We start from the raw sequence: 24495 nt of genomic DNA, 5'->3' as shown, positions 1-24495 counted from the left end.
AATGGACTTCTCGATGACCACATCAGACTCGAAAACTGAAGCACCATCTCGCTCATTGAGGGGTAAGAGCGCCATTTCGTGGATACTCGGGCTACCGCCCGCATACTATGTGCTCGCAATCCTGGTTGCGGTTGCTCCAGCAGTGAGCGCCACGCTCATAAATCCCAACTACTGGTTTGTAATCCTCAAGCAGTCAGCGCCGCTCGGGATCGCGGTGCTCGCCCAGTCGCTTGTCATGCGGGTGCGATCCATCGATCTCTCTGTCAGCGGTATTTTCGCGTTCGCGATTTATCTGGCCAGCTCGGGCCAGCTCAACAACTATCCACCGCTAATGACCGTCCTCATGCCTGTTGTGATTGGGCTAGCTGTGGGGGGTGTAAACGGAATACTCGTAGCATACGTGCGCGCTTCTGCCGTTATCTCCACACTAAGTGTTTCGGCCATTCTGATTGGGATCGTCCAATACATGAGCGCCGGCCGCGCGCCCGGTTCAACGCCAAGCTGGCTTCGAATACTTACGAGCGGCAATATCCACGGCCTTTCCTATTCCGTGGTCCTGTGGATCGTCATCGCCGCCCTGATTTCTATCGCATTTCGCTTTCTCATCGTCGGGCGTTACTTCAGGGCCGTCGGCGACAATCCGAGGGCGGCGGAAACTACAGGAATTCCGTTGGCACGTACGATTTTTGTCTCGCACACGCTCGCGGGCGCCCTGACAGGCATCGCGGCCCTGGTCCAGGTATCCGCGTTGGCGGTCGGCACCATCAAGCCAGGCTTCGACACCTTCATGAATGCTCTCGCCGCCACGATCCTCGGCGGTGTGACGTTCGGCGTCGACCGGGGCGGCGTCGCCGGGCCGTTCGTTGCCGTCGTTGCCTTCAGCTTCCTGTTCGCGATGCTGACCGTCTTCGGCATCCAGGAGCCGGGCAAGCTTATCGTCCAGGGCGTGATCATTGCATTTGCCGCAATCATCTACGGTGCGCGCGCGGGTCGCGTCTAGTCCGTCGGGCCGATCAAGTCATTCCCGTAGCAATTGCGGGAGAACGCAGGAGAATATAATGGTGAAAATCACTGCGGCTGTCGCCGTGAAGCCAAAGAGCCCGCTGGAGTTCCGTGAACTCGAACTGGCTGACCCCGAAGGCAACGAGATCCTGGTTCGCACGGTTGCGAGCGGGATCTGCCACACGGACTTGCTGCTTCGCGACGGTATTTTTGGCCCGCCGGCACCGGTGATCCCGGGGCACGAAGGCGTCGGCGTCGTCGAGGCGGTCGGACCAGAAGTTCAGAGCCTCAAAGTGGGTGATCACGTCGCACTGAGCCAGAGCTCATGCGGATTCTGCGCCGACTGCCGCCGTTCTCACCCAATGAACTGCCAAAATTATACCCAGTACAATCTTACGGGGCTTCGTCCGAATGGTAAGAAGGCATTGCTCTGCGATGAAGTTGGCATTGGCAGCAATTTCGTGGGCCAGTCGTCCTTTGCGACGCATATCCTTGCGACTGAAAACAATGCAGCGCTTTTGCCGAAAACAGACCTCGACCTTACCGACGCTGCGCCACTCGGGTGCGGCATGGCAACGGGTGCAGGAACAGTGATAAACGCGATGAAGCCGGAAATAGGGTCGACGATAGCCGTTTTCGGCGCAGGTGCTGTCGGCATGGCCGCCGTGATGGCCGCCAAAGTTCGTCGGTGCAGCAAGATTATCATCATAGATCTGAATCAGCAGAGGCTAGACATGGCCATGGGGCTTGGTGCCACACATGCGATCAACGGCAAAGATCCCGACGTAGTCAACCAGATCCATGCGCTGACGGGCGGCGGTGCCGACTTCGCGATCGACGCAGTTGGCATCATTCCGGTTATTCTGAACTCGATCAAGTGCACCCGTGCCGGCGGGCACGTTGTCTTGCTCGGCCTCGACGCGCTCGGGAACGACATTCCCATCCCCCTCGATCTAATGGTGTTCAATCGCAAGATCCAGGGTGCGATCCTTGGTGATCAGATTCCACAGCTGTTCATTCCGCAGATGATGGATCTTAATCAGGCTGGGCTTTTCCCCTTCCAAAAATTGATCACCAAGTATCCCTTCGAGAAGATCAACGAAGCGATCGCGGACGCCGAAGCCGGGCGAGTGATCAAGCCGGTCGTCGTTTTCAATTAGGAGCCAGCGCAAATGACATCGAAGAAGTCAGAGGAACAGCACCTTGTCGTTGAATTCAAAACCACGTCCCAAAATCGAAATCGCGTAAAAGAACTCCTTCAGGAATTCATTGGACCCGCCCGCGAAGAGTCTGGTTGTCTCTACTACGACCTCTACCAGCGGTCGGACGATCCGAACACTTTCATCATCTTAGACGGCTGGCAGAATGAGGCGGCTGTCGTTGGCCATGGCGAACATCCTAATGTCAAGCGGGTGCTGGAGCCTCTTCTTCCACTGTTGGTGAGTCCACCGTCGATTAATGTAAATACCCGTATCAGCGACTGATCGGGCGCAATGGCCATTTCTACGAGGCGCGCGCCCCGAGCGCGCAGGTTTGGGGAGACGAAATGGATACGCATCGAGTTGTCGTAGTCGGCGGTGGCTTTGCCGGACTCCAGTTAGCGAAGGACCTCAAGTGTCCCGACACTTCCATAACGATCGTCGACAGGCGCAACCATCACCTCTTTCAACCGCTCCTCTACCAAGTTGCCACGACTGTATTGGCAACCTCGGAGATAGCCTGGCCCATCAGAGCATTGTTCAGAGGACGAAAGGATGTATCGACGCTGCTGGGCGAGGTTGTTGGCGTTGATACCGAGGCACGCGTAGTATCGCTCAAGGATGGGAATGCTATTCCCTATGACACGCTCGTTCTCGCGACAGGTGCAAGGCACGCCTATTTTGGCCGGGACGAGTGGGAGCCGTTTGCGCCCGGGCTAAAGGCACTCGAAGACGCGACGACCATCCGGCGGCGGCTTCTTCTCGCGTTTGAGAAGGCCGAATTGGAGGCTGATCCCGAACGGCGGAAGGCAATGCTCACGTTCAGCATAATCGGAGCAGGCCCGACAGGCGTGGAGATGGCTGGGATTATAGCGCAACTGGCCCAACGAACCCTTGTTGAGGAGTTCCGTAGCATCGACACCAGATCGGCGCGCATCCTTCTCATCGAGGCAGGTCCACGTGTCCTACCCGTGTTCCCGGAAGCACTTTCGAGATATGCCGAGCAGTCGCTAATCAAGATGGGCGTCGAAGTGAGAACAGGCATTCCCGTGACGGCATGCAACGAGAACGGCATCGCGATCGGAGATGAGTTCGTTTCAAGCCGGACCGTCATCTGGGCTGCGGGGGTGCAAGCGTCGAACGCCGCCGCCTGGGTCGGTGCTGAAAAGGACAGGGCGGGTAGGGCGGTCGTGCAGCCAGATCTGACTGTTGGCGGTAAGCCCGAGATTTTTATTATTGGAGATACTGCCTCCGTGAAGGCCGCTGATGGAACACCCGTCCCCGGAGTGGCTCCCGCCGCCAAACAGCAAGGCAAATATGTCGCTTCGGTAATTGAAGCACGACGTCTGGGTACACCCACTCCAAGTGCGTTCAGATATAGGCATCTGGGAAACCTGGCTACCATCGGGCCGAATTCGGCTGTTATCGACTTTGGGAAGATCCGGCTCAAGGGCGGAATTGCATGGTGGATTTGGGGGCTTGCCCATATCTACTTCCTGATAGGTACGAGGAGCAGATTGGCAGTGGGACTAAGCTGGCTATGGATCTTTGTTTCCGGCCATCACTCCGCACGTTTGATCACGCAAAAAGAAACCTTAAAGGATGAGGTTTAGTCGCTAGCGCGAGCACGCCCGAGTCTGCTGGGCCGTGAATGGAGACCATCAAAGGCCAGACATTTGGGAATCGGTTGCAAAGCGATGGTTGGCAGCAGGTAACAATTCTGTCGGAGTTCCATATATAACAATGATTGATCTTCGCACTATCAACTTAGGCGACTTCGACTGCGTCGAATTCACGGCGAGGACTGGCCGCGACAAGTCAATTGCCCTGTCCGCCTGTCGTTAGCGATAGGCGGGCCTCATGCTTGAATACCGTTTCGGGAAGGAAGTGATGATGTGGAGAGTTGAGAGTGTCCCCCTCTAAGATTGACCATTTCTCGCTCAAAGGTACCTGCAGCGAGGAACTCGCGGCAGCGCTTTCGAGGCTTTCCCCGCAATCTGAAGCGCATGTACATGGCGATAAGACGATCGCCTACGATGTACATGCGATTACCAATGGTCCGATTGCAGTTATTGCCGCGCACTACGAGGGCGACCTAACCGTCCAGCACCGGGGACCGGCGGAGGCAAACATCATCATGCTTCCACTACATGGGCGATCGGTCGTTACCGTTGACGGCAGACAAATCCCGTCAGAGGGAACGCGGGGCGTTTTCGTGAACAGTATGTCGGCGAGTACGACCCAATTCATTGGGCCCAGGAAACATTTGGGGCTTAGGATCGCCCATGATGAGCTGACGCGCCGTTTGGGATGTCGGCTCAATACGCCAATAAGAGGCAGCCTCGATTTTTCGCCAGAAATCGACCTATCGGTCGGGTTCGGCTCCCTTTTGGTTCAACTGGTACCAGTGCTGTATGCTGGATTACGAGACGGAACCCTCCTTCAATCACCGATAGCACTTCATCACCTCACTGAAACGACGATGGAGCTTTTGATCGAAGCTGCGCAGCATCGCTACTCATCTGAGTTATGCCGCGTTGCTGAATCACCCTTACCCAAGGCCGTTAAGCGGGCGGTCGACTATATGCGTGCCAATGTTACTCGGCCGCTATCTCTTGAGGAAATCGCAACGGCTTGTGGCGTAAGCCGACGCACTCTTCAAAGCGGTTTTCGCAACTTTCGGAATACGACCCCTCTGGCATTCCTGCAGCACCTACGGTTGGAATTAGTGCATCAGGAACTGATGACAGGCGAACCTGGCCTCTCGGTCACGCAGGTCGCTCTGAAATGGGGCTTCGTGCATAGAGGCAGATTTTCTGCGGACTATCGCAAGCGCTATGGGGTACTTCCCTCGGAAACATTGCGTATATCATAAGCAGATTGCGCCGACCGAGCTACGATCAGCCGGCACGCTCGACCGTCCTCAAGGCTTGCAGCAACAGCACTCTCCAGAAAAGCCGACTGCCTCGGCCCAAGATCTGTCTTGCAGATGATCCCCTGAACGCGACGATGTTCCGATCTGCGCAACGCAGTTCAAGACCACTACAGGAGTTAATCTTATAGTAATTATGCCGAGGTCATCTCACACATAGCGGTCAATGTCGCAATGTTCTGGACCGCGTCGCTAATGGAAGCCGGTGTAATTTATAGTCGTCTATGAGGAACATATGTCGAGACTGCCGCTATCTCTACTTTTAATGATTTTGGCAATTATCCCGTTGACGGCGTTCGTAATCATCGGAGTATCAACATCACTGGGATATTACCGAGAATACTCTACCTTCCGCAGCGCACAAACAACGCAGCGACTTGGGCGGGAAGGCGGATTCCTCGCCCAAGCTATAGCGGCGGAAGCGTTTGCAGGCGCCGACGTGCGTCGGGCAAAGCAAGCTGCATCGGACAGGGCTTTTACAGCGGTCTTTTCCGCTTACGACTCTTGGAAAAAGGCATTCGACGATCCGGCCATAGAACGGGCGGTACAGATCATTCGTGAAAGGCGGGACAATATCGATAGCTTCCGCCGGCGCGTCGATGACGGAACGGCTAGCGAGGCGGAGGGAGCTGTTGCTTTGCGCCCAGCTGCCCTTGCGGGCTTGGAGCTCGTCCGTCGCACTGGGGCGACTGTCAATGATTTGGATTTAGCACGCCAAATTACCGGTTTTCACGCGCTCATGCAGATCACGGAAGCTAGTTTGCTGGAGATCAGGCCCGGCCGAGCCTACGTCAAAAATTCAGCCATGTCCGTCGATCTATTTTCGTCCCTCTTACAGTCAAAAAATCTAAAGCAGCTTTATGTGCCTGCGATGCAGGAATTTCTCCCCGCCGATCTCGTCAAATCTTATGACGACTTCGAGGCCAGCGCCGCAGGCAAGTTCATCGCGGGCGTTCGCGATCAGATGTATGCAAACCAGCCGGGCGTTTCCTTCCCCCCCGAGACGTTGGATCGATGGAATGAAATCACCCAACAGCGGGCTGCTTTGTTGACCGCACTCATTATGCGCACCGGCGACGAGTTGGACGAGATGGCATTTCAGCGTTACGCCGATCTTCGCAATGCCTTTATCGGCTACTCCGGCGCCACGCTTCTGATCATGTCTACGGTACTCATTTTGTGCATTTCGGTCGTTCGGAGAATTTCAAGCTCCATTCGGACTCTGACAAGCCGAATGAAGGCACTCGCAGAAGGCGATACGTCGGCGCCGGTGCCCTTGACGATCCGACGCGACGAGATCGGGGACATGGCGCGTTGCCTTGAGTTTTTCCGCGGCGCGGCCATACAGAAAAGTAACCTGGAGACATCCGCGGAAGCTGAGCGCATTCGTTCTGACCAAGAGAAGCTGGATATTCAGGTAAGGGCGGAAAAAGAAGCAGAAGAGCGCCTCATCCGAGCGACGACGGCATTGGCAACCGGGTTGAAGCGGATGGCGGATGGAGACTTGATTTATGAAATTGAGGAGCCGTTAGCGCCACAGTTTGAAAGTTTGCGCAGGGATTTCAACGCTTCCATTCGTCAGCTCCGGGACGTGCTTGTTACCGTCGGCCATTCAGTCGAAACGGTCACGAATGGCAGCTCGGGCGTCTCGGCCGCATCTGAAAATCTTTCAAGACGCACGGAGCAGCAGGCGGCTTCGCTCGAGGAAACTGCAGCGGCGTTGGAGGAGATAACCGTCAACGTTGCATCGACCACGAAGAGGACGGCTGAGGCGCGCGGAGCCGTCCAACAGATGCGAGATCATGCGGAAATGTCCGGTCGGGTTGTACGCGATGCTATCGGCGCCATGAATCGCATTGAAAACTCCTCCAAGCAGATTTCCCAGATCATCAGCGTCATCGACGCGATCGCCTTCCAAACGAACCTCCTGGCGCTGAACGCCGGCGTCGAAGCAGCGCGTGCTGGCGACGCGGGAAAAGGCTTTGCGGTTGTTGCCCAGGAGGTCAGGGAGCTTGCACAGCGCTCAGCGACAGCGGCAAAAGAAATCAAGGATCTCATCGGCAATTCAGCTCTTGCCGTCGACGAAGGCGTAAGGCTCGTGAGTGAAACCGGATCGGGCCTGAGAACGATTGAAGAGCTTGTGCAGGATGTAAATCTTCATATGGACGCAATCGCAACGGCCTCCCAGGAACAATCGTCGGGCCTGCGCGAGATCAACGGCGCGGTTAACCATATGGACCATGCCACTCAAGAAAATGCGAGCATGGTCGCGGAGATGAATACTGCAGGATCGCACCTCGCTCAAGAGAGCCAAAGCCTAGCCGCACTGTTGAAACATTTCCACTTCAAAGACGAGAGCGGGAAGCCACAGAAGGTCACGGGCGAACTTGGGAAGAGCTTCCCGCCCGGTCAGACAATGGTTGACCGCGGAGACTATCCGATGCGCCGTGGTAACCTGGTGCTCGCGCCTTCGAATGATGATTGGCAAGCGTTCTAAATGATATGGGCGGCGTCGCCGACCACATGCAAATACACGTCTTTGATGATTCTGAATGAGAGCGATATCCCGGTGGGGTAGCGGCATGGTACTCCGCCAAATGACTTGTGCGGTCCTAACAAAATGCTGGCTTGACGCATGATTGCTCAGCCACGTGACAAAGCAGGACAGGCACATGAAACACGTACGTCAATCGGAACGCACATCCCGCCCCGAACAGCCTGTGGAAGTGCAGATGCCGACTGATGCTCAAATCGACCAGGGGCGTGGAGCCTTCCGCAACGCGGTCAATGCCAGCGCTCCGCTTGCCACGGGCACGGCCCCGCCATTTTCGGAAGCCTCCGTTGTCCGGCCATCGCACGGTCACGACGCAGATGTCGCAAGTCTGAAGCAACCGTTTGAGAAGGCTTTCCGGGCGAATCCCCGGCATCCTGCGACAAACATCGACTTGCCATTCAACGCCGAAGAGATGTCCAGTGCCGTCGTACTCGACGCGATCCCGTTACCCGTCTTCTTCAAAAACAGAGATGGGATACACCTTGGTTGCAACAGGGCCTTCGAAAGCTTCTCCGGCCGCTCAAAGGGAGATATTATCGGAAAAACCGTTTTCGATTTGGTGCCCGCACCCATAGCCGAGACGTATGCCGCGTTGGACGAGGCGCTTTTTGCAAATGGCGGTGTTCAGCAATATGAAGCAAAGGCCACCACCGAGAATGGTGGTGTCGTTGATCTTTTACTCAGCAAGACCGCAATCACTGATATCGCTGGTAACAGGATCGGCTTGGTTGGCGCGATGTTGGACATCACAGAGCGAAAACGTGCGGAGCATGATCTCAAAGAGGCTCTTGAATTCGCAGAGGGAATTATTGCCGCCATTCCTGACGTTCTGTTCGAGGTAAATGCCGACGGTCGCTACCTGCAGGTCTGGGCAAGGAATCAGGAGATCCTGGCGCAGCGAAAAGAAGTGCTGCTCGGCAAGCTTGTCCGCGATGTGCTCCCTCCAGATCAGGCCGACATCGCTATGCTGGCTCTTGAAGAAGCCGATGAAACCGGCGCCTCCTACGGTCGTTGTGTCCGTATAGCCCTACCAAACGGCGAATCCCGTTGGTTTGAACTGTCGGTCGCAAGGCGACCAAGCAGCAATCACTCAACCGTCACTTTTCTGGTGTTATCTCGCGATATTACCGAACGAAAGCACGCCGAGGGCACGACTATTGAAGCTCGGGCTCGCCTCCTAAGTGTCCTGCAGACCATTCCGGATATGGTATGGCTGAAAGACGTAACAGGCAAATATCTGTTGTGCAATCATGCCTTCGAAGAATTGGTCGGCAAGGCAGAAGCGGAAATCGTCGGGAAAACGGATTATGACCTGTTTACTCCCGAACTCGCCCAGTTTTTTCGTGACAAGGATGAGGAGGCCATGCAAGCCGGCCGTATTCTCATCAATGAGGAACGGTTTACCGCTCACGAGGACGGTCGATCAACGCTTTTGGAGACTCGTAAGGTTCCGGTATTCACGGGGGGAAAGCTGATGGGGATCCTCGGCGTCGCCCGCGATATCACCGAACTGGACACGTCCCGTAAGAAAATCCATCAGATGGCATTCTACGATTCTCTGACCGGCCTGCCTAACCGGACACTTTTCAATGAACGGCTACGCGAGATGATCGGGGACGCGGCTTCGGCGGGCCAGCGAGCCGGGGTGATGCTGATCGACATGGACCATTTCAAAGCGATCAATGACACTATGGGACATCCCGTCGGTGACGAGTTGCTGCGGCAGGTGGCGACACGCATGAAAAAAGGCGTCCGTGCCAGCGACACCGTGGCGAGACTCGGTGGAGATGAATTTGCAGTCTTGCTGCCCAATGTTCAGGACAATGACGATTTGGCTCAAATTGCCAGCAGAATGCTTGCCGCATTCGGCGAACGCTTCATGCTTTCCGACAGGGAGATCTTTGTATCCTGCAGCATCGGGATATCGGTATTTCCAAATGACGGCGACGCTCCCGACGATTTGGTGAAATATGCGGATTCTGCGATGTATTTGGCGAAGCGCTCGGGGCGTAGCAACTTCCGCTTCTACTCAAAGGATCTCACGATTGGGGCTGAAAAGCGCCTAGCGCTAGAATCAGACCTACGCCTAGCTTTGAAACATGAGCAACTTGAACTCCATTATCAGCCAAAGGTCCTATTGGACAACGGAAAGGTGATCGGTTCAGAAGCACTGCTACGATGGCATCATCCGAAGATGGGAATGATCCCTCCGGGAGAATTCATAGGTGTCGCCGAGGAAACGGGATTGATCATCGATCTTGGACGATGGGTGCTGCATGAGGCGTGTTGCACGGCTGCCGTCATGAATGCAGATGGACTGCCCCCGCACAAGATTGCGATAAATTTGTCTCCTAAGCAGTTTCAATGCCCGCGTTTGTCGCAAACGGTGGCGGACGTATTGCAGGAAACCGGTTGTCGTGCGGAGTGGATCGAGGTTGAAATAACTGAGAGTCTCCTGCTCCATAACTGCGAGGGCGTTTCGACGACACTCTCTCAATTGCATGCGAGCGGAATTTCCATAGCGATCGATGATTTCGGCACCGGCTACTCATCTCTGAGCTATTTGGCTAACTTTCCCATTGATACCCTCAAAATTGACCGGTCATTCATCAATCGATCCGACAAGCGAAGTAGAGAACTGGTCAAGGCAATTCTCTCAATTGCGCGCTGCCTAGGGCAAAATGTAGTCGCTGAGGGCGTGGAGACGGTCGATCAAGAAAAATTCTTGGCTGAAAGCGGCTGCGCTGTGGCACAGGGGTTCTACTATAGCAAGCCCATCCCGAAGTCCGAACTTCTCGCTGCAAACGCAGTGCTCGAGTTCTCTCGCGGTGATTCCCATCTTACGCCGATGCCCGCAGAGGAAGGGGTGGCACTCATGCGCTTGCCTCCCGCATCTGTTGGGACCCGAACCGCGTGAAGCCTACGGCTAACAGCGCGCAGGATCCACGCCACCTGCGGCGCTGTTTATACCGCACTCATCCAACGGAAGCCCAAACTACTCTGGGCGATTGGATAAAACGCGGACCAATAGGAACTACTTAAAACTTCAGGTGCTTTGATGTTCCGAAATATGCAGGCCCTGTACCGAATTGCGCGACGAAACATACGTTGACGTGTTTTCGCTTTCGATTGCCATTGCAAAGACTTGCCCAGTACAATCTACTATTCTGCGTCAATATCGTCAAAAGCATAACCGTGCAAAAGCTCATCCCATTTCCCCATCCGAATAGAAGTTCTGCGGATTTGAAAAGTTCAACTGCGAATTCGAATGGCTCCGGACATTTCGACATCATCCAATCGCTGAAATCGGAACTTCACGATTTGGCTAGTGCCGTAAATCAGTTGGAGGCGCTATGTGAGTCATACCGATCCCAAGCTGATACGTGCTCGCAACCTGACTGAACGACTGAGCGTCCGCGCTTGTCATCGTATTCCCTATGACCCTCTCTGGGCGTGGCGGCCAGTGGTTCGTTGAATCTTGCCAAACGTTCCCGGATCCCACCACTTCCCGAACACGGGAGCTTCAATTCGATCAACTCGAAACTTTCGGCCATTTGAACGGGTGGCGGAAAAAAACGCCAGCGATTGCGCCGTGATTTCGTAATGGTTCTGCCTATTTGCTGAAGGCGGTCGGCCGATTGGAATGCTCCATCAGACCTCAACTTACCGGCAGCAAGGACTGCAGGTTCGATAGCTTCTTTTCGTGGATGAGGATATACGGATCCTCGAACTCTACCCGCATCTTGTCCTGGTTGGCGACGAAGTAGGGGCTGAGGTACGGGTCGAATGCATGCGCGCGAAGACTACGAGTTTGGTCTCGGCGGTCTTGGCTTCCTCGACGAAATGGCACTCTCGTTGCTAACCTTCTCCATTGCGTCGACGAGGAACGGCCGCGCAAGGTCGATGCCACGCTTCGGGTCCATCGATTCATCCCGGACGCTCCCGCCTTGCGTAATAGACTGGATTTTTCATTTCTGCCTGGGTTTCAAACCTGTCTCGCCGTGGTGTTGCTGCATCCCGTCCTGCCCCGGCTTTTGGTCCTGCCAGGCTCGCGCTGCCCGCAACGGCTTTGCCGTCCTTCACTTCGTTGCGGCCCTGCGGGTGCTGGCCGCACTTGCAGCCTGGCTTTTGGACCGCCGTAGCAGGTCGCGATGGCCGCGACCTCGAACGGAGGTTCAGAGATGAACAGGCAGCAATCCAATCAACGATCCGATATCTACAGCCGCATCACCACCAAGATCATCGCCGATCTCAAACAGGGCGTCCGTCCATGGACCAAGCCATGGACGACGGGAGGCTGGACAGCCGAGGTCAGCCGGCCACTGCGCCACAATGGCCAACCCTACACCGGCATCAATGCTCTGCTCCTCTGGTCTGAAGCCATCGCCCGCGGCTTTGCATCACCAAGGTGGATGACGTTTCGCCAGGCAATCGAGCTCGGCGGCGCCGTCCGCAGGGGCGAAACCGGCACGACCGTCGTCTTCGCCAGCTCTTTCATCCGCGCCGAGACGACGGAGACAGGCGCCGAAATCGAACGCGACATCCCCTTCCTCAAAACCTACACCGTGTTCAACACCGACCAGATCACCGGCCTTGATGGCCTTGCCCATTCCATCGCGCCTGACCAGGATTGGATGAGCCGCATCGGTGCTGCCGGCCGCTTCTTTGCCAATACCGGCGCCCTGATCCGCCATGGAGGATCGGCGGCCTATTATGCTGCTGCCCGTGACTACATCCAGATGCCGTGCTTCGACGCCTTCCGGGACGATGCATCCTATGTCGCCGTTCTCAGTCACGAGATGACGCACTGGACCGCTGCACCGCGAAGGCTCGATCGGGATCTCAGCCGCTATGCGAAAGACAGGAGCGAACGCGCCCGCGAAGAGCTCATTGCCGAACTCGGCAGCTGCTTTCTCTGCGCCGATCTTGGTATCGTCCCCGAGCTCGAACCACGCCCCGACCATGCAAGCTATCTCGATGACTGGCTCAAGGTTCTCGGCAGCGACAAGCGTGCCATCTTTTCAGCGGCAGCTCATGCCCAGCGCGCGGTCGACTATCTGCATGACTTGCAGCCGGACCTCAACGAGGAGGAGGCGGCGTGAGCCGTCTCCTTCTTAGCCACCCGGACGCCGCCCACTGCCGCGACCCGACGGCCGCAAGCTCCTATCCCGCGAACCGGCGTCTAAAATCGTCAGGCATTGACCTCGCGCAGCTAGTGGGGCGTGTTCACCGGCATATTGAAGTGACGCGCGAAGTATTCCGACGGCGTCGTCATGCGGCCCGTGGTGAGAACCAGCGCATCCCCTCGACCGTCGATGCTGAAAATCACGCGACTGTGCAGGCTTGCAACCTCCTCCGGCAGATCCTCCCTTAGCATCGCGATGGCGGAAGCCATCGTCCGCCGAGGGCGAACGAGAACGATGTCCCGCGCGAACGAGTCGTCGTGCGTAGCATCGAGAGAAGCGTTGATGACAGCGGGTCGTCGGATGATCTATTTGGAACTAGCAAAAAATATTGCTTTGATAAATTTGCGCTGACAGCTTTGGCCGCGGCCTCAACACGAGCGGGTGCCTGCAGCCGCTGGCGCGCATTGGAAAGATGGAGGCGGACGGTTTGAATGGATAAGTTTCAGTCTCCTATGGATAGCACCGTCACTATCGCCGTCGGATAAAAGCTGCAAACAACGTCTTTCCTGTTTCGTCAGATCCTGCCTGGGATTAGCGATCTCTCCGTCCAAACGCGTTGGACCCGTTCATGAAATCTGTTTTCGCTTGGCGCGTAATGCCGGATAGACACTGGAGAGCCAACCATCGGCGCCCTCACCGGTAGGTCATGTTCCAGCCGAGTTCGCCGGTGCGCAACGCGCTCCATATGCTGAGCGGCGACGGAGATAGGGAACGCACGGGCGGGGGCAGTCGGTCCCGCCTCCCTTGACGGCCGCTATGCTGAGGCTCCTGCGGCTGCCCTTGTTCCGCCCTTAGCGTGGCGAGAATTCCCGAAATCCGCCTCACGGCGCCGCTATGCTGATTTCTCCGATACTCTTCATTGTTTGATTGCAACCCGCCTGCGGACGGGTTGCCTGATCGTCCCTGATGACTACCGGCAGCCATGCGATCGGGCTGGCGGATGATTCGCATCTCACTCCATTAAAGCCGAAGATCAGTCAGTTTAACCCCGCCTCCTGGCTGGCGCGGAAAGAGCTCAGCTTGCTCAGGAGGTCCTGAGAGATCTCGAATTGCCGCGCCGTCCCCCGGCCCATGGCGTTCTTCCCCATCGTCTCCACCAGCATTCCCCGCTTTACCAAAAGGTCGACCGTCTCCTTCACACCGCTGCGTGTTAGCTCGGTAATCTCAATTATATTAGAGAGGGTTAGCTTCTGATGGGCCTGAGTCATCGTATAGAGGATCGTCATCATGCCGATCTGCTTCAGCCTCGCCTGCGGGGTCTCGTCCTCCAGCGGATGGTCGAGGATCTCATGGAGAATGAGTCCCGAGAAGGCAAGGTTGTGCCATTGCGTTTTAATCGCGCTTGTCATGTCATTTAACTATGTTATATACGACAGTATAAACGCGGGCAGGCAGATTGAGTCTCCCGAAACGCAATAGGGCGCCATCGTCTCGAAGGATCCTGTTCATGAAAAGCCTTCTCCTGAATTCACTGCTTACGGTCTGCTTCGTTGCGCCACCCTATCTTATTTTCGGCAGTAACGCGCGGGCCGAGGATTGGGGATGCCAGGTTATCCTATGCCTTTCCAATCCCGGCGGGCCGACGCAATATGCCGAATGCCGGCCGCCGATCCAGAAGCTGTGGCGGGAGCTTGCCGAGGGGCACTTATTCCCGACCTGTAGCGGCGTCGGTTTTCAGAGTTCGCGGCCGGGCTATGAACCCTATTATTGCGATGCGGGGTACAAGCTCACGACTGATAGCGGTCGCGGCGGTCGGCAAGCAACCTGCGTGTCGACATCGCCGCAGCCGGTGAGCAACAGCCTCTGCTGGGATGGGAACGACTATACTTCCCGCGACAATTCGGTCCTGTCGCCACATTGGCAGCGCGTGGACGGGCACCGCCAGTGCATGGGCTATCCGATAAGTCGTCCGAATGTGCGATCGCAGCCGCACTATGTCGATGTCACCATCGACGGCGCCGGTAAACAGCGCGTTTGGTACTGACCGATGGGTGCTGCATTCGTCGAAATCGCGCAAACCTGTGCGCCGATGGTTCAGGTCGAGACGCTGGCCGGCATTGTCAGCCTCGAGAGCCGGTTTCAGCCCTTCGCCATCCGCATCAACACGGGCCCGCCGCTGGCCGCTCAACCCGTATCGAAGGCGGAGGCGATCGAGGTTGCCACGTCCCTGATTGCCGATCGCCAGGATATCCAGATCGGCCTTGGCGGCCTTGGCATCGAGCACCTTCAGAAACTAAAGCTATCCGTCGCCGACGCCTTCGATCCCTGCCGGAACCTCAAGGCCACGGCCACGCTTCTCGACGGATACTACCGCGCCGCATTACGCGCGGGGGATCCGGCTCAGGCCGAAAGGGTGATGCTCCAGTCCTATTATGGCCGCGATGATCCATCCCTCGGCGCCATGGCCAAATATGACGAGCAGGTACGCCAGGAAGCAAAGCAGTTATCGCCAACGCTTGCCTCGCTCACCATTGGCGAACGCGCTGACCAGGACGGGTCGGGCGGGCAGCCACAGGATGAGGTGGTACCAGCACTTCCCGAACCGCCTTTACAACCCTCCCAAGCCGTCGAGGCCCCATCCTGGGACGTGTTCAGCTCAAGGCGGCAATCCTCGGTTCTCGTTTTCCAAAATGATCGATCGGAGCAAAGTGAATGATCTTCAAAGCCAGACTTCGCCCCCTTGCCGCATCCACGCTCATGGCGGCCGCCATTGTCATCTGCCTGGTCGAGCCAGCGTTCGCCCAGGCCGCCGGCATCGAAACCGTGCTGCAGAATATTGTCGACATGCTGACCGGCAATATCGCCCGTCTGCTGGCCGTTATCGCCGTCATCATCATCTGCATCGCCTGGATGTTTGGCTACATGGATTTGAGGCGGGCCGGCTTCTGGATCATCGGGATCGGCGGCATTTTCGGCGCCACCGAGCTGGTCAATACCATCGTGGGGAATTGAGCGCTATGGCGAGCATTCCGAGTCTCGAAGACGACACGTTGTTTCTCGCCTGCACGCGCCCGGCAATGATCGCTGGCGTGACGATGGAGGCGATGGGCGTCAACATCATGCTGACGACCATCCTTTACATCACTGCGGGATCAATCGCCTACGCGCTGGTCGGTATCGTTTTCCATGTCCTGTTTCGCGCGCTCGTCAAGCACGACCACAATATGTTTCGGATCCTCATTGCGTGGATCGAAACCCGTGGCCGCTCCCGCAATACCGCGTATTGGGGCGGCGCCACGCTCTCGCCTCTGAAGCTCACCCGGCGTTATGACGAAAGGGATCTCAGCTTTGTCTAACATTGCGACGCTCCGGTCGCGCGAGCTAGGGCCGGAAACCTTCATTCCCTATGTCAGGCATGTCGACGAGACGACCATTGCGCTCGAATCCCGAGCGTTGATGACAATGATCGCTCTCGACGGCGTTTCCTTCGAGACATCAGACGTCAGGAATCTCAACGGCCTGCACCGCAGCCTGAACACGCTCTATCGCAATATCGCCGACGAGCGACTGGCGCTCTGGACGCATATGGTGCGCCGCCGCGACAATGCCTATCCCGAGGGACGCTTCGCCAATCCCTTTTCCGACGGTCTGAACGCGCGATATCGGGAGCGGATGGTGAATGAAGACCTGTTTGGCAACGATCTCTACCTCACCCTTGTCTGGCATCCCGGGCGGGATCCCGCCGAAAAGGCCGCCAAGCTTCTCTCTCGACTCAGCAAGGCGCGCCGATCCGATGCCGAGCTCGACGGGCAGGCTCTGAAGCATCTGCGTGACCGGGTGGCGGATGTCGCCGCCGGCCTGCAGCGCTTTGGGCCGCGGCAGCTTACCCTCCACGAACATGACGGCATCCTTTTCTCCGAGCCGAGCGAAGTTCTCCACCAGATCGTCGGTGGACGGCGGGAGCCGATCGCATTGACGGAGGGACGAATTTCCTCGGCGATCTATTCCGACCGGGTGATTTTTGGGCGCGAAACCATTGAAATCCGTCACGAGGCCGACAGCCGCTATGCCGGCATGTTCGGCTTCAAGGAATATCCGGCGACGACGCGCAGCGGCATGCTCGACGCTATCCTGACCGCACCTTTCGAGCTCATCCTGACGCAGTCCTTCGCCTTCACCTCAAAGGCCGATGCCCGCACGATCATGGGTCGCAAGCAGAACCAGATGGTCAGTGCCGGCGACAAGGCAGCCTCGCAGATCGAGGAACTCGGTGAGGCGATGGACGATCTCGAATCCAATCGCTTCGTTCTCGGGGAACATCATCTTACGCTTGCCGTCTTCGCTCCCTCGGTCAAGGAACTGACCGATCACATGGCGAAGGCGCGCGCCTATCTCACCAGCGGCGGCGCGGTCGTCGCCCGCGAGGATCTTGGGCTCGAGGCTGCTTGGTGGGCACAACTGCCGGGCAATTTCCGCTATCGCGCGCGCTCGGGAGCGATCACGTCGCGCAACTTCGCAGCCCTTGCTCCCTATCATTCCTATCCGGCGGGCAAGAAGGACGGCAACGAGTGGGGACCGGCGGTCGCCATGCTCAAGACCGCGTCCGGCTCGCCCTTCTATTTCAACTTTCACCACGGCGACCTCGGCAACACGTTCGTCTGCGGCCCGTCGGGTGCGGGCAAGACGGTGCTGTTGAACTTCATGCTGTCGCAGCTCGAAAAGCACGATCCGCATATGGTCTTTTTCGACAAGGACCGCGGCGCGGATCTCTTCGTGCGGGCGGCCGGCGGCACCTATCTGCCGCTGAGAAATGGTGTCGCCACCGGCTGCGCGCCGTTGAAAGCACTGGAATTCACTGCGGAAAACAAAGTATTCCTCACCGGTTGGATCGCCAAGCTGGTCCGATCCGGACCTGGCGAATTATCGATTACCGAGTTGCGCGACATCACCTCGGCGGTCGACGGGGTGGCGGACCTGCCGGTGGAGCGTCGCTCCATCGGCGCCCTGCGCACCTTCCTCAACAATACCGATCCCGAGGGCATTGCCGCACGTCTGCGACGGTGGGAGAGGGGCGGGCCGCTTGGCTGGGTCTTCGACAACGAGGCTGACGATATCGGTATCGGCCCCAGGTTCATCGGCTACGACATGACCGATTTCCTCGACAATGAGGAGATCCGCACGCCGTTGATGGCCTACCTGTTCTATCGCATCGAGCAGCTGATCGACGGGCGTCGCATCATCATCGTCATCGACGAGTTCTGGAAGGCGCTGCAGGACGAAGGCTTTCGTGATCTCGCCCAGAACAAGCTCAAGACGATCCGCAAGCAGAACGGTCTCATGCTGTTTGCGACCCAGAGCCCGCGCGACGCCATCGTATCGCCGATCGCCCACACGATCATCGAGCAGTGCCCGACCCAGATCTTTCTTCCGAACCCGCGCGGCGACCGCGCCGACTATGTCGACGGTTTCAAGCTGACCGAACGTGAATTCGAGCTCATCTCGCGCGAGCTCTCCGTCGAGAGCCGCCGGTTCATCGTCAAGCAGGGGCACAACAGCGTTGTCGCCGAGCTGAACCTCAACGGCTTCGACGACGAACTTGCCATCCTCTCCGGCCGGACGGCCAATGTCGAGCTTGCCGATGCTATCCGTTTGGAGATCGGCGAGGGACGGGAGGATTGGCTTGCCGTGTTTCATCAGAGGAGGAAGACAGCATGATCCGAACAGGAACGATGCGGCCATTATTTGTATCGGCCGCTCTTTTAGCGTCGGCGATGCTGGCGTCGGCCCAGGGCATCCCGGTCATCGATCAGACATCGATCGCCAAGCAGATTGAGAGCATCACGCAGCTGAAGTCCCAGCTCGACGCCTTGAACCAGCAGCTCCAGCAAGCCCAGCAGCTCTACGGCTCGCTGAACAAGATCACCAACATGGCCGACGTCGCCAACCTGCTGAACGATCCGTCGATCCGCAAGGCGCTTCCGCAGGACTTCAACGCAATCGAGGGCCTGTTCCAAGGTTCCGGCAGCGGCGTCTTCGGCAGTTCCGCTTCGAAATTCCTTCAGGATAACTCCAGCTATCGCACCGATGCCGACGATTTCTATGCGCAGGAACTGTCGCGCATCCAGAACCAGAACGCCGGGCAGATGAGCCTCGGCCGGCAGATCTACGATGCGGCGACCAAGCGCATCGGCGGCATCGATGAGCTTCGCCAGAAAATCTCCGGTGCTGCCGACGCCAAGGACATCGCCGATCTGCAGGCCCGCCTCCAGGCCGAAACCGCCTTCTTGCAAACCGACGTCTTGCGCATGCAGGGCCTGCAGATGGTCCAGCAGGCCCAGGTGCAGGTCGATGACCAACGCAAGGCCGAGGACTGGCGCAAGCGCATGGACACGATGGGAGCGGCGCTCAAATGAAGTGGCTTCTTTTTAGCGCGGCAATGCTTTTTCTGGCGGCCTGCTCCCCGCAGGCGGAGAAGATTTACACGGTCGATGAGTTCATGGCGGACGATGCTCTGCTCGCGAAAATCATCGGCGAATGCCGTAACAATCCCGGAGAACTCCGTGATACGCCCAATTGCCGCAACGCCGAGGCGGCCGACGGCAAGCTGCGGCTGGAGCGGATGGGCAAATCGTTGGGAGGCTGACGATGTATCAGGTCTTCAGCTTCGTCGACGGGCAGTTCAAGGCACCGCTCGAGAACTTCATTTCGTCGGGCACCTCCAATATCGCCAGCTGGGTCAGCGGCCCGCTGACGGCCGCACTTACACTTTATGTCGTGCTCTACGGTTATCTCGTTCTGCGCGGCTCCGTGCAGGAACCGATCCTCGAATTCGCTTTCCGAGCGATGAAGCTCGCCATCATCGTCATGCTGGTGAGGAATGCCGGCGAGTATCAAACCTACGTCACCAATATCTTTTTCGATGCGCTGCCGCACGAAATCTCGCAGGCGCTGAACTCCGGCGCGGCGCCGAGCGCCTCCACATTCGACAGCCTGCTGGATAAGGGCCAGAGGTGCGCCAAAGAGATATGGTCGCGGGGTTCGTGGCCTATCGATATCGTCACCGGCGTGGGCGGCCTGCTGGTTATCGGCGCAAGTTTTCTTGTCGCGGCGATCGGTTATATAGTTTCGCTCTATGCCCGGCTGGCGCTTGCCATCGTGCTGGCAATAGGTCCGATCTTCATCGCGCTCGCCATGTTCCAGTCGACCCGCCGATTCACGGAATCCTGGATCGGCCAACTCGCCAACTTCGTCATCCTGCAGGTGCTGGTGGTGGCGATCGGCTCGCTGCTGATCACCTGCATCGACACGACGTTTACGGCGATCGAAAGCTATAGTGACGTGCTTATGCGGCCGATCGCGCTCTGCGCCATTTGCGTTGCCGCACTCTACGTCTTCTACCAACTGCCCGGCATCGCTTCAGCTCTCGCGGCGGGCGGGGCGTCGCTCACCTACGGCTACGGCGCCGCCCGCGATGCGCATGAAAGCACGCTCGCCTGGGCGACATCCCACACAGTCAGAGCGGTCGGCCGAGGCGCGCGTTCCGTTGGCCGCCGCCTGACTCCAGGCCGGACCGAATGACGGCCACCAACGCTTCAGACAATTGAACAGGTTTTTTTGGGATGCTCCGTATCGTTTTATCGTTTTTGCTGACCGCCGGTCTCGTAGGCTGCGGTTCGATTTCCCACCCGTTGCCCAAATGTGATGGTTATTCCCGCCGGCCGCTGAACCGCGCCATGTGGCAATGGCAGGACAGTGGAGGCGAGCAGCCGGCGACCCGGGCCGTTCCCGCTGAGCCGACCAGTCACGCCGCCGCCTATGTGCCGGAACCATCTTCAGCCACACCGGCCGCTTTCGCGCATTTCGATGTCGCGGGCTCCTACCGTCCATGCGAGGGCGAATGACATGGTGACCACGAATAACCTCAAAAGTTACTTCGACAAAGCCCGCCGGTTCGATCAGGACCGGATGATCCAGGTCGAGCGTTCCGCCCGCATCGCTTGGTTCGTCGCTGCTTGCGCCGGCACGCTTGCTGCCGTTTCCGTCTTTGCCGTTGCCGGCCTCACTCCTTTGAAAACCGTCGAGCCTTTCGTCGTGCGGGTCGATAATTCCACAGGCATCGTTGACGTAGTCTCGGCGCTGACGTCGGCCGCCGGCACCTACGACGAGGCCGTCACCAAATATTTCGCGGCCAAATATGTCCGCGCCCGCGAGGGCTACGTCTGGAGCGAGGGCGAGGAGAATTTCCGCACCGTCGCCTTGCTGTCGACGCAGCCGGAACAGACTCGATTTGCCGCAGTCTACCGCGGCAGCAATCCCGATTCCCCGCAGAACATTTATGGCCGCAGCGCCACGTCGCGGATCAACATTGTTTCCATCTCGCTGATCAACGCCAATGTGGCATCCGTCCGCTATATGAGGACCGTGACCCGCGGTGACGAGGTGCGCACCACGCACTGGGTTACGACCCTGACCTTCTCCTATGCCAACGCTCCGATGTCCTCGACCGACCGGCTGACCAATCCGCTCGGCTTCGTCGTCAGCGAATATCGCGCCGATCCGGAGGCCATCAATTGAGACTGCACTTTCTCCTTCCGCTCATTCTGACCACCGGGTTTTCGTCTGCAGCGCTCGCCCTCGAGACGCCGCGCGGCGCCGCGCAGGACAACCGCATCCGTTTCGTCGACTACCAGCCCTATAACATCACCAAAGTCGTCGGCACGCTGCGGTCTTCGGTGCAAATCGAATTCGCCGCCGACGAGGAAATCGCTCATGTGGCGCTTGGCAACAGCGTTGCTTGGGAAGTGGCGCCGGCCGGCAACATCCTGTTCCTGAAGCCCAGGGAAAATCAGCCGGTGACGAATATCTCGGTCGTGACGACACGACGGGACGGCTCGACCCGCAGCTACCAGATGGAACTCACTGTCCGCGACGGAAGCGTTGAAGCCGGTCAGAACACCTTTTTCTATGTGAAATATCGCTATCCCGCTGATGAAGCGGAGCGGCACCGCCAGGAAGCAGCTGCGCGCGCGCAGGCGGCGCAGGCCGGTGAGGCCGATCGCGTGCTTGCCCTTCACGAAGCCTATGGACCGCGCAACTGGCGTTATTCGGCGCAAGGATCCCAAGCGCTCGAACCGCAAGCGGTCTATGACAACGGCAAGGTCACGACCTTCGCCTTCGCCGGCAACCAGGAAATGCCGGCGATCTATATGGAAAATTCCGACGGCAGCGAAAGCCTGGTCTCGAAGTCGGTCGACGGCAATCTCGTCCTTGTTCACGCGATCAGCCGCAAGTTCATCCTGCGCCGGGGCGGCGACGTGCTTTGCGTCTTCAACGAAGCCTACGATCGCGTCGGCATCAATTCCGAGACCAACACGACGTCACCGTCGGTCGAGCGCGTCGTCAAAGTGCCGCCCGGCGCGGCGCAATAGGAGGTGACATGGCCGAGGAAGAGATTGCCCAGATTCCGGGCGAGCGGGCCGAGACGGCGGCCGGTGGCCGGCTCGACAATAACCCCACCCTCAAACGCGGCACTGTCGCGTTGGCGATCGTCGTCTTTGTCGCCTTCGCTCTCTGGTCGATGCGAGGGCAGGACAAACCGTCAGACGGTGCCCAGCCGGAGCGCGTTGTCATCCGGCAGACATCGGATTTCGAACCGGCGAAGGAGCCACAGCCGGTGGCGACACCGCCGCAATTTCAGCTCCCGACGCCTGTCGCCGCCGAGCAGGCGCCGACCGAGGATGACAAGCTGCTCGACGCTGCCCGCCGTGCGCCGGTCATCGCCTATGGCGGCGAGAAATCGCCGGCCACGCGGCGGCAGGATCAGGGCGAGGCGTCGGATCAGGCCTCGAATTACGTGCCGCTCGGCGCCAATCCCGGCGGCTTCGCCTCGCAGGGTGAAAACGAAGACCAGCGCTTCAACCGCTTGCTGACGCCGACGCAGTTGCAGGGATCGCGCGCCGGCACGTTGGGCAACCGCGATTTCATTGTCGCAATGGGGACATCCATTCCTTGCGTTCTCGAGACCGCGCTCTCCTCCGATCAGCCAGGGTTCACGAGCTGCGTCATCAACCGGGACGTTCTCTCAGATAATGGCCGTGTGGTGCTGATGGAAAAAGGCACGCAGATCGTCGGAGAATATCGCGGCGGTCTTCGCCGTGGCCAAAAGCGCCTGTTCGTTCTCTGGAACCGGGCGAAGACGCCGAAAGGCGTGATCATCACTTTGGCTTCGCCGGCGACCGATGCGCTTGGCCGGGCCGGCATCGATGGTTATGTGGACACCCATTGGTGGGAGCGGTTCGGCAGCGCAATGCTCCTGTCGATCGTCGGTGATGCCAGTTCCTATGCCAGCAGCCGGCTGCAGGACAGCGACGTCGAAGCGCAAAATACCACCAGCGCCGGTCAGCAGGCCGCGGCGATCGCCGTCGAGCAGTCGATCAACATTCCGCCGACGCTCATGAAACATCAGGGCGAGTTGGTTTCGATCTTCGTCGCACGCGACCTCGACTTCTCAAGCGTTTATCGGCTTCGCGTGACCGAGCCCCGCAATCGCGTCTACGACCGTGCTGTCCTTGGGGATTTCAGCCCCTCCTCGAAGCTCGTGACAAAATAGGTTCGGCAATGACTGAAGCTGCCGACTCCGGCGTCGTGCGCGAACTGCTTTCGCCACTATCACGCTTCCTACGCGACAAGACGCTCTATGAGGTCGTCGTCAACCTGCCGGGACAGGTCGTCACGGAGGGTAGGGACGGATGGCAGACCTATGAGATGCCCGAACTTTCGTTCGACCGGCTGATGCGTCTCGCTCGCGCCGTCGCGAGCTTCTCCGATCAATCGATCGACGAGACGCGGCCGATCCTGTCGGCGACCCTGCCGGATGATGAGCGGATCCAGATCGTCATCCCGCCGGCAACGACGAAGGGAACCGTCAGCATCACCATCCGCAAGCCGTCCTCCGTGTCGCTGACCCTTGAGGATCTCGATCATGGAGGATTGTTCGCCGACGTTTTGCGGGTCGACGGCGACGCGAGCCAATCGGACCAAAGGCTGTTGGAATACTATCGCATTGGCGCCTACAAAGCGTTTCTCCGGGAGGCGGTGTTTGCAAGAAAGAACATCATCATCTCCGGCGCCACCGGGTCGGGAAAAACAACTCTATCGAAAGCGCTGATCCGCCACATTCCGCAAAGCGAGCGGATTATTTCGATCGAAGACACTCCCGAGCTGGTGGTCCCGCAGCCCAACCATGTTCGGCTCCTTTACTCCAAAGGCGGGCAGGGGCTCGCCAAGGTCGGCGCGAAGGACCTGCTCGAATCCTGCCTGCGCATGCGGCCCGACCGCATTTTGCTGCAGGAGCTGCGGGACGGGACGGCATTCTACTACATCCGCAATGTCAACTCCGGCCATCCTGGCTCCATCACCACGGTCCATGCCGACTCGGCCCGCCTCGCCTTTGAGCAGCTGACTTTGCTGGTCAAGGAGTCGGAGGGTGGTGGGGACCTCGAACGGCACGACATCCGCGAGATGTTGACGATCGCGGTCGACATCATCATCCAATGCAAGCGGATCGACGGCCGGTTTCGGGTGAGCGAGATCTACTATCGAGACGCCGCGACTGACCTCGGCCGCTCTTCGTCGGATCGAGCTTAACGGGTTGCGTCCGGGCCTCAAACAATTCTGTCGGTC

The 24495-nt window shown here is 58.2% G+C and carries 23 protein-coding genes and 1 pseudogene; 21 read left to right on the top strand and 3 right to left on the bottom strand.

The features are described 5' to 3' along the window. Window position 1: 1 nt before the first annotated feature. From CO666_RS25080 to CO666_RS25050, 7 genes are all read left to right on the top strand, one after another. Window positions 2–1000, top strand: coding sequence for an ABC transporter permease (locus CO666_RS25080; RefSeq protein WP_026188838.1), 999 nt, complete (start codon window positions 2–4; stop codon window positions 998–1000). A 58-nt stretch (window positions 1001–1058) separates the two neighbouring features. Continuing rightward, window positions 1059–2162 carry an NAD(P)-dependent alcohol dehydrogenase gene (locus CO666_RS25075; RefSeq protein ID WP_004671507.1) on the top strand — a complete coding sequence of 368 codons (1104 nt, stop codon included), beginning with the start codon at window positions 1059–1061 and terminating at the stop codon, window positions 2160–2162. A 12-nt stretch (window positions 2163–2174) separates the two neighbouring features. After that, window positions 2175–2486, top strand: a complete 312-nt coding sequence (locus CO666_RS25070; RefSeq protein ID WP_004671505.1) for a putative quinol monooxygenase — start codon at window positions 2175–2177, stop codon at window positions 2484–2486. Between the two features lie 62 nt (window positions 2487–2548). Continuing rightward, on the top strand, window positions 2549–3814 hold the full coding sequence (locus CO666_RS25065; protein WP_004671504.1) for an NAD(P)/FAD-dependent oxidoreductase: 1266 nt from the start codon (window positions 2549–2551) through the stop codon (window positions 3812–3814). A gap of 296 nt (window positions 3815–4110) precedes the next feature. Further along, window positions 4111–5076 (top strand): helix-turn-helix transcriptional regulator, encoded by a 966-nt coding sequence (locus CO666_RS25060; RefSeq protein WP_097603313.1) that lies wholly within the window; start codon window positions 4111–4113, stop codon window positions 5074–5076. Between the two features lie 292 nt (window positions 5077–5368). Then, entirely contained in the window at window positions 5369–7630 is a 2262-nt protein-coding gene (locus CO666_RS25055) for a methyl-accepting chemotaxis protein (protein ID WP_008534399.1), read from the top strand. 175 nt (window positions 7631–7805) lie between these two features. Beyond that, on the top strand, window positions 7806–10604 hold the full coding sequence (locus CO666_RS25050) for a sensor domain-containing protein (protein ID WP_097603312.1): 2799 nt from the start codon (window positions 7806–7808) through the stop codon (window positions 10602–10604). Between the two features lie 747 nt (window positions 10605–11351). On the opposite strand, the pseudogene groEL reads toward CO666_RS25050, so the two are convergent. Then, window positions 11352–11574: pseudogene (groEL, locus tag CO666_RS34665) on the bottom strand (chaperonin GroEL); the annotation flags it as partial. Window positions 11575–11868: 294 nt separating this feature from the next. Here groEL and CO666_RS25040 point away from each other — a divergent pair. Next, window positions 11869–12789 carry an ArdC family protein gene (locus CO666_RS25040; protein WP_004673402.1) on the top strand — a complete coding sequence of 307 codons (921 nt, stop codon included), beginning with the start codon at window positions 11869–11871 and terminating at the stop codon, window positions 12787–12789. Between the two features lie 110 nt (window positions 12790–12899). Here CO666_RS25040 and CO666_RS25035 read toward each other — a convergent pair whose 3' ends face one another. Both CO666_RS25035 and CO666_RS25030 read right to left on the bottom strand, forming a co-directional pair. Next, window positions 12900–13082, bottom strand: coding sequence for a hypothetical protein (locus CO666_RS25035; RefSeq protein WP_016737443.1), 183 nt, complete (start codon window positions 13080–13082; stop codon window positions 12900–12902). A 768-nt stretch (window positions 13083–13850) separates the two neighbouring features. After that, entirely contained in the window at window positions 13851–14222 is a 372-nt protein-coding gene (locus CO666_RS25030) for a hypothetical protein (RefSeq protein ID WP_004673403.1), read from the bottom strand. Between the two features lie 98 nt (window positions 14223–14320). On the opposite strand from CO666_RS25030, the gene CO666_RS25025 reads away from it, so the two are divergent. From CO666_RS25025 to virB11, 13 genes are read left to right on the top strand one after another with little or no spacing between them, the layout of a single operon-like run. Further along, the gene (locus tag CO666_RS25025; RefSeq protein ID WP_040111786.1) at window positions 14321–14857 is read left to right on the top strand and encodes a hypothetical protein; all 537 of its coding nucleotides are present in this window, start codon (window positions 14321–14323) and stop codon (window positions 14855–14857) included. 3 nt (window positions 14858–14860) lie between these two features. After that, window positions 14861–15529, top strand: a complete 669-nt coding sequence (locus CO666_RS25020) for a lytic transglycosylase domain-containing protein (RefSeq protein ID WP_097603311.1) — start codon at window positions 14861–14863, stop codon at window positions 15527–15529. Further along, window positions 15526–15825, top strand: coding sequence for a TrbC/VirB2 family protein (locus tag CO666_RS25015; protein WP_040111788.1), 300 nt, complete (start codon window positions 15526–15528; stop codon window positions 15823–15825). Before CO666_RS25020 ends, CO666_RS25015 begins: the two co-directional genes overlap by 4 nt. A gap of 5 nt (window positions 15826–15830) precedes the next feature. After that, window positions 15831–16169 carry a VirB3 family type IV secretion system protein gene (locus CO666_RS25010; protein WP_040111789.1) on the top strand — a complete coding sequence of 113 codons (339 nt, stop codon included), beginning with the start codon at window positions 15831–15833 and terminating at the stop codon, window positions 16167–16169. After that, window positions 16162–18528: a VirB4 family type IV secretion/conjugal transfer ATPase gene (locus tag CO666_RS25005; RefSeq protein ID WP_097603310.1), complete on the top strand. Its 2367-nt coding sequence runs from the start codon at window positions 16162–16164 to the stop codon at window positions 18526–18528. Before CO666_RS25010 ends, CO666_RS25005 begins: the two co-directional genes overlap by 8 nt. Then, complete coding sequence (virB5, locus tag CO666_RS25000) at window positions 18525–19226, top strand: P-type DNA transfer protein VirB5 (RefSeq protein ID WP_097603309.1); 702 nt, start codon at window positions 18525–18527, stop codon at window positions 19224–19226. The genes CO666_RS25005 and virB5 overlap by 4 nt, the downstream gene beginning before the upstream one ends. Continuing rightward, window positions 19223–19456 carry an EexN family lipoprotein gene (locus CO666_RS24995; RefSeq protein WP_008537008.1) on the top strand — a complete coding sequence of 78 codons (234 nt, stop codon included), beginning with the start codon at window positions 19223–19225 and terminating at the stop codon, window positions 19454–19456. Before virB5 ends, CO666_RS24995 begins: the two co-directional genes overlap by 4 nt. A gap of 2 nt (window positions 19457–19458) precedes the next feature. Further along, a complete protein-coding gene (locus tag CO666_RS24990) occupies window positions 19459–20391 on the top strand; it encodes a TrbL/VirB6 family protein (protein WP_011053372.1) in 933 nt (310 codons plus the stop codon). A 41-nt stretch (window positions 20392–20432) separates the two neighbouring features. Beyond that, complete coding sequence (locus CO666_RS34660) at window positions 20433–20714, top strand: hypothetical protein (RefSeq protein ID WP_081278376.1); 282 nt, start codon at window positions 20433–20435, stop codon at window positions 20712–20714. Between the two features lies 1 nt (window position 20715). Then, window positions 20716–21387, top strand: a complete 672-nt coding sequence (locus tag CO666_RS24980) for a VirB8 family type IV secretion system protein (protein WP_064820016.1) — start codon at window positions 20716–20718, stop codon at window positions 21385–21387. After that, a complete protein-coding gene (gene virB9, locus CO666_RS24975) occupies window positions 21384–22241 on the top strand; it encodes a P-type conjugative transfer protein VirB9 (RefSeq protein WP_064820017.1) in 858 nt (285 codons plus the stop codon). Before CO666_RS24980 ends, virB9 begins: the two co-directional genes overlap by 4 nt. Window positions 22242–22249: 8 nt before the next feature. Continuing rightward, window positions 22250–23422: a type IV secretion system protein VirB10 gene (gene virB10, locus CO666_RS24970; protein WP_064820018.1), complete on the top strand. Its 1173-nt coding sequence runs from the start codon at window positions 22250–22252 to the stop codon at window positions 23420–23422. A gap of 8 nt (window positions 23423–23430) precedes the next feature. Beyond that, the gene (virB11, locus tag CO666_RS24965; RefSeq protein WP_097603308.1) at window positions 23431–24459 is read left to right on the top strand and encodes a P-type DNA transfer ATPase VirB11; all 1029 of its coding nucleotides are present in this window, start codon (window positions 23431–23433) and stop codon (window positions 24457–24459) included. The last annotated feature ends 36 nt before the right edge of the window (window positions 24460–24495 follow it).

Source organism: Rhizobium chutanense (assembly GCF_002531935.1).
Lineage (GTDB): Bacteria > Pseudomonadota > Alphaproteobacteria > Rhizobiales > Rhizobiaceae > Rhizobium > Rhizobium chutanense.
This window is presented reverse-complemented; position numbering and strand designations above follow the sequence as displayed.

Excerpts from the sequence above, each read along its gene's own strand:
- CO666_RS24980 (WP_064820016.1), top strand. The coding sequence starts at position 20,716 with ATGGTGACCACGAATAACCTCAAAAGTTACTTCGACAAAGCCCGCCGG.
- CO666_RS25010 (WP_040111789.1), top strand. The coding sequence starts at position 15,831 with ATGGCGAGCATTCCGAGTCTCGAAGACGACACGTTGTTTCTCGCCTGC.
- CO666_RS24990 (WP_011053372.1), top strand. The coding sequence starts at position 19,459 with ATGTATCAGGTCTTCAGCTTCGTCGACGGGCAGTTCAAGGCACCGCTC.
- CO666_RS25015 (WP_040111788.1), top strand. The coding sequence starts at position 15,526 with ATGATCTTCAAAGCCAGACTTCGCCCCCTTGCCGCATCCACGCTCATG.
- CO666_RS34660 (WP_081278376.1), top strand. The coding sequence starts at position 20,433 with ATGCTCCGTATCGTTTTATCGTTTTTGCTGACCGCCGGTCTCGTAGGC.
- CO666_RS25055 (WP_008534399.1), top strand. The coding sequence starts at position 5,369 with ATGTCGAGACTGCCGCTATCTCTACTTTTAATGATTTTGGCAATTATC.
- CO666_RS25050 (WP_097603312.1), top strand. The coding sequence starts at position 7,806 with ATGAAACACGTACGTCAATCGGAACGCACATCCCGCCCCGAACAGCCT.
- CO666_RS25030 (WP_004673403.1), bottom strand. The coding sequence starts at position 14,222 with ATGACAAGCGCGATTAAAACGCAATGGCACAACCTTGCCTTCTCGGGA.
- virB11 (WP_097603308.1), top strand. The coding sequence starts at position 23,431 with ATGACTGAAGCTGCCGACTCCGGCGTCGTGCGCGAACTGCTTTCGCCA.
- virB5 (WP_097603309.1), top strand. The coding sequence starts at position 18,525 with ATGATCCGAACAGGAACGATGCGGCCATTATTTGTATCGGCCGCTCTT.
- CO666_RS25040 (WP_004673402.1), top strand. The coding sequence starts at position 11,869 with ATGAACAGGCAGCAATCCAATCAACGATCCGATATCTACAGCCGCATC.
- CO666_RS25080 (WP_026188838.1), top strand. The coding sequence starts at position 2 with ATGGACTTCTCGATGACCACATCAGACTCGAAAACTGAAGCACCATCT.
- CO666_RS25035 (WP_016737443.1), bottom strand. The coding sequence starts at position 13,082 with ATGGCTTCCGCCATCGCGATGCTAAGGGAGGATCTGCCGGAGGAGGTT.
- CO666_RS25020 (WP_097603311.1), top strand. The coding sequence starts at position 14,861 with ATGGGTGCTGCATTCGTCGAAATCGCGCAAACCTGTGCGCCGATGGTT.
- virB10 (WP_064820018.1), top strand. The coding sequence starts at position 22,250 with ATGGCCGAGGAAGAGATTGCCCAGATTCCGGGCGAGCGGGCCGAGACG.
- CO666_RS24995 (WP_008537008.1), top strand. The coding sequence starts at position 19,223 with ATGAAGTGGCTTCTTTTTAGCGCGGCAATGCTTTTTCTGGCGGCCTGC.
- CO666_RS25070 (WP_004671505.1), top strand. The coding sequence starts at position 2,175 with ATGACATCGAAGAAGTCAGAGGAACAGCACCTTGTCGTTGAATTCAAA.
- CO666_RS25075 (WP_004671507.1), top strand. The coding sequence starts at position 1,059 with ATGGTGAAAATCACTGCGGCTGTCGCCGTGAAGCCAAAGAGCCCGCTG.
- CO666_RS25065 (WP_004671504.1), top strand. The coding sequence starts at position 2,549 with ATGGATACGCATCGAGTTGTCGTAGTCGGCGGTGGCTTTGCCGGACTC.
- CO666_RS25025 (WP_040111786.1), top strand. The coding sequence starts at position 14,321 with ATGAAAAGCCTTCTCCTGAATTCACTGCTTACGGTCTGCTTCGTTGCG.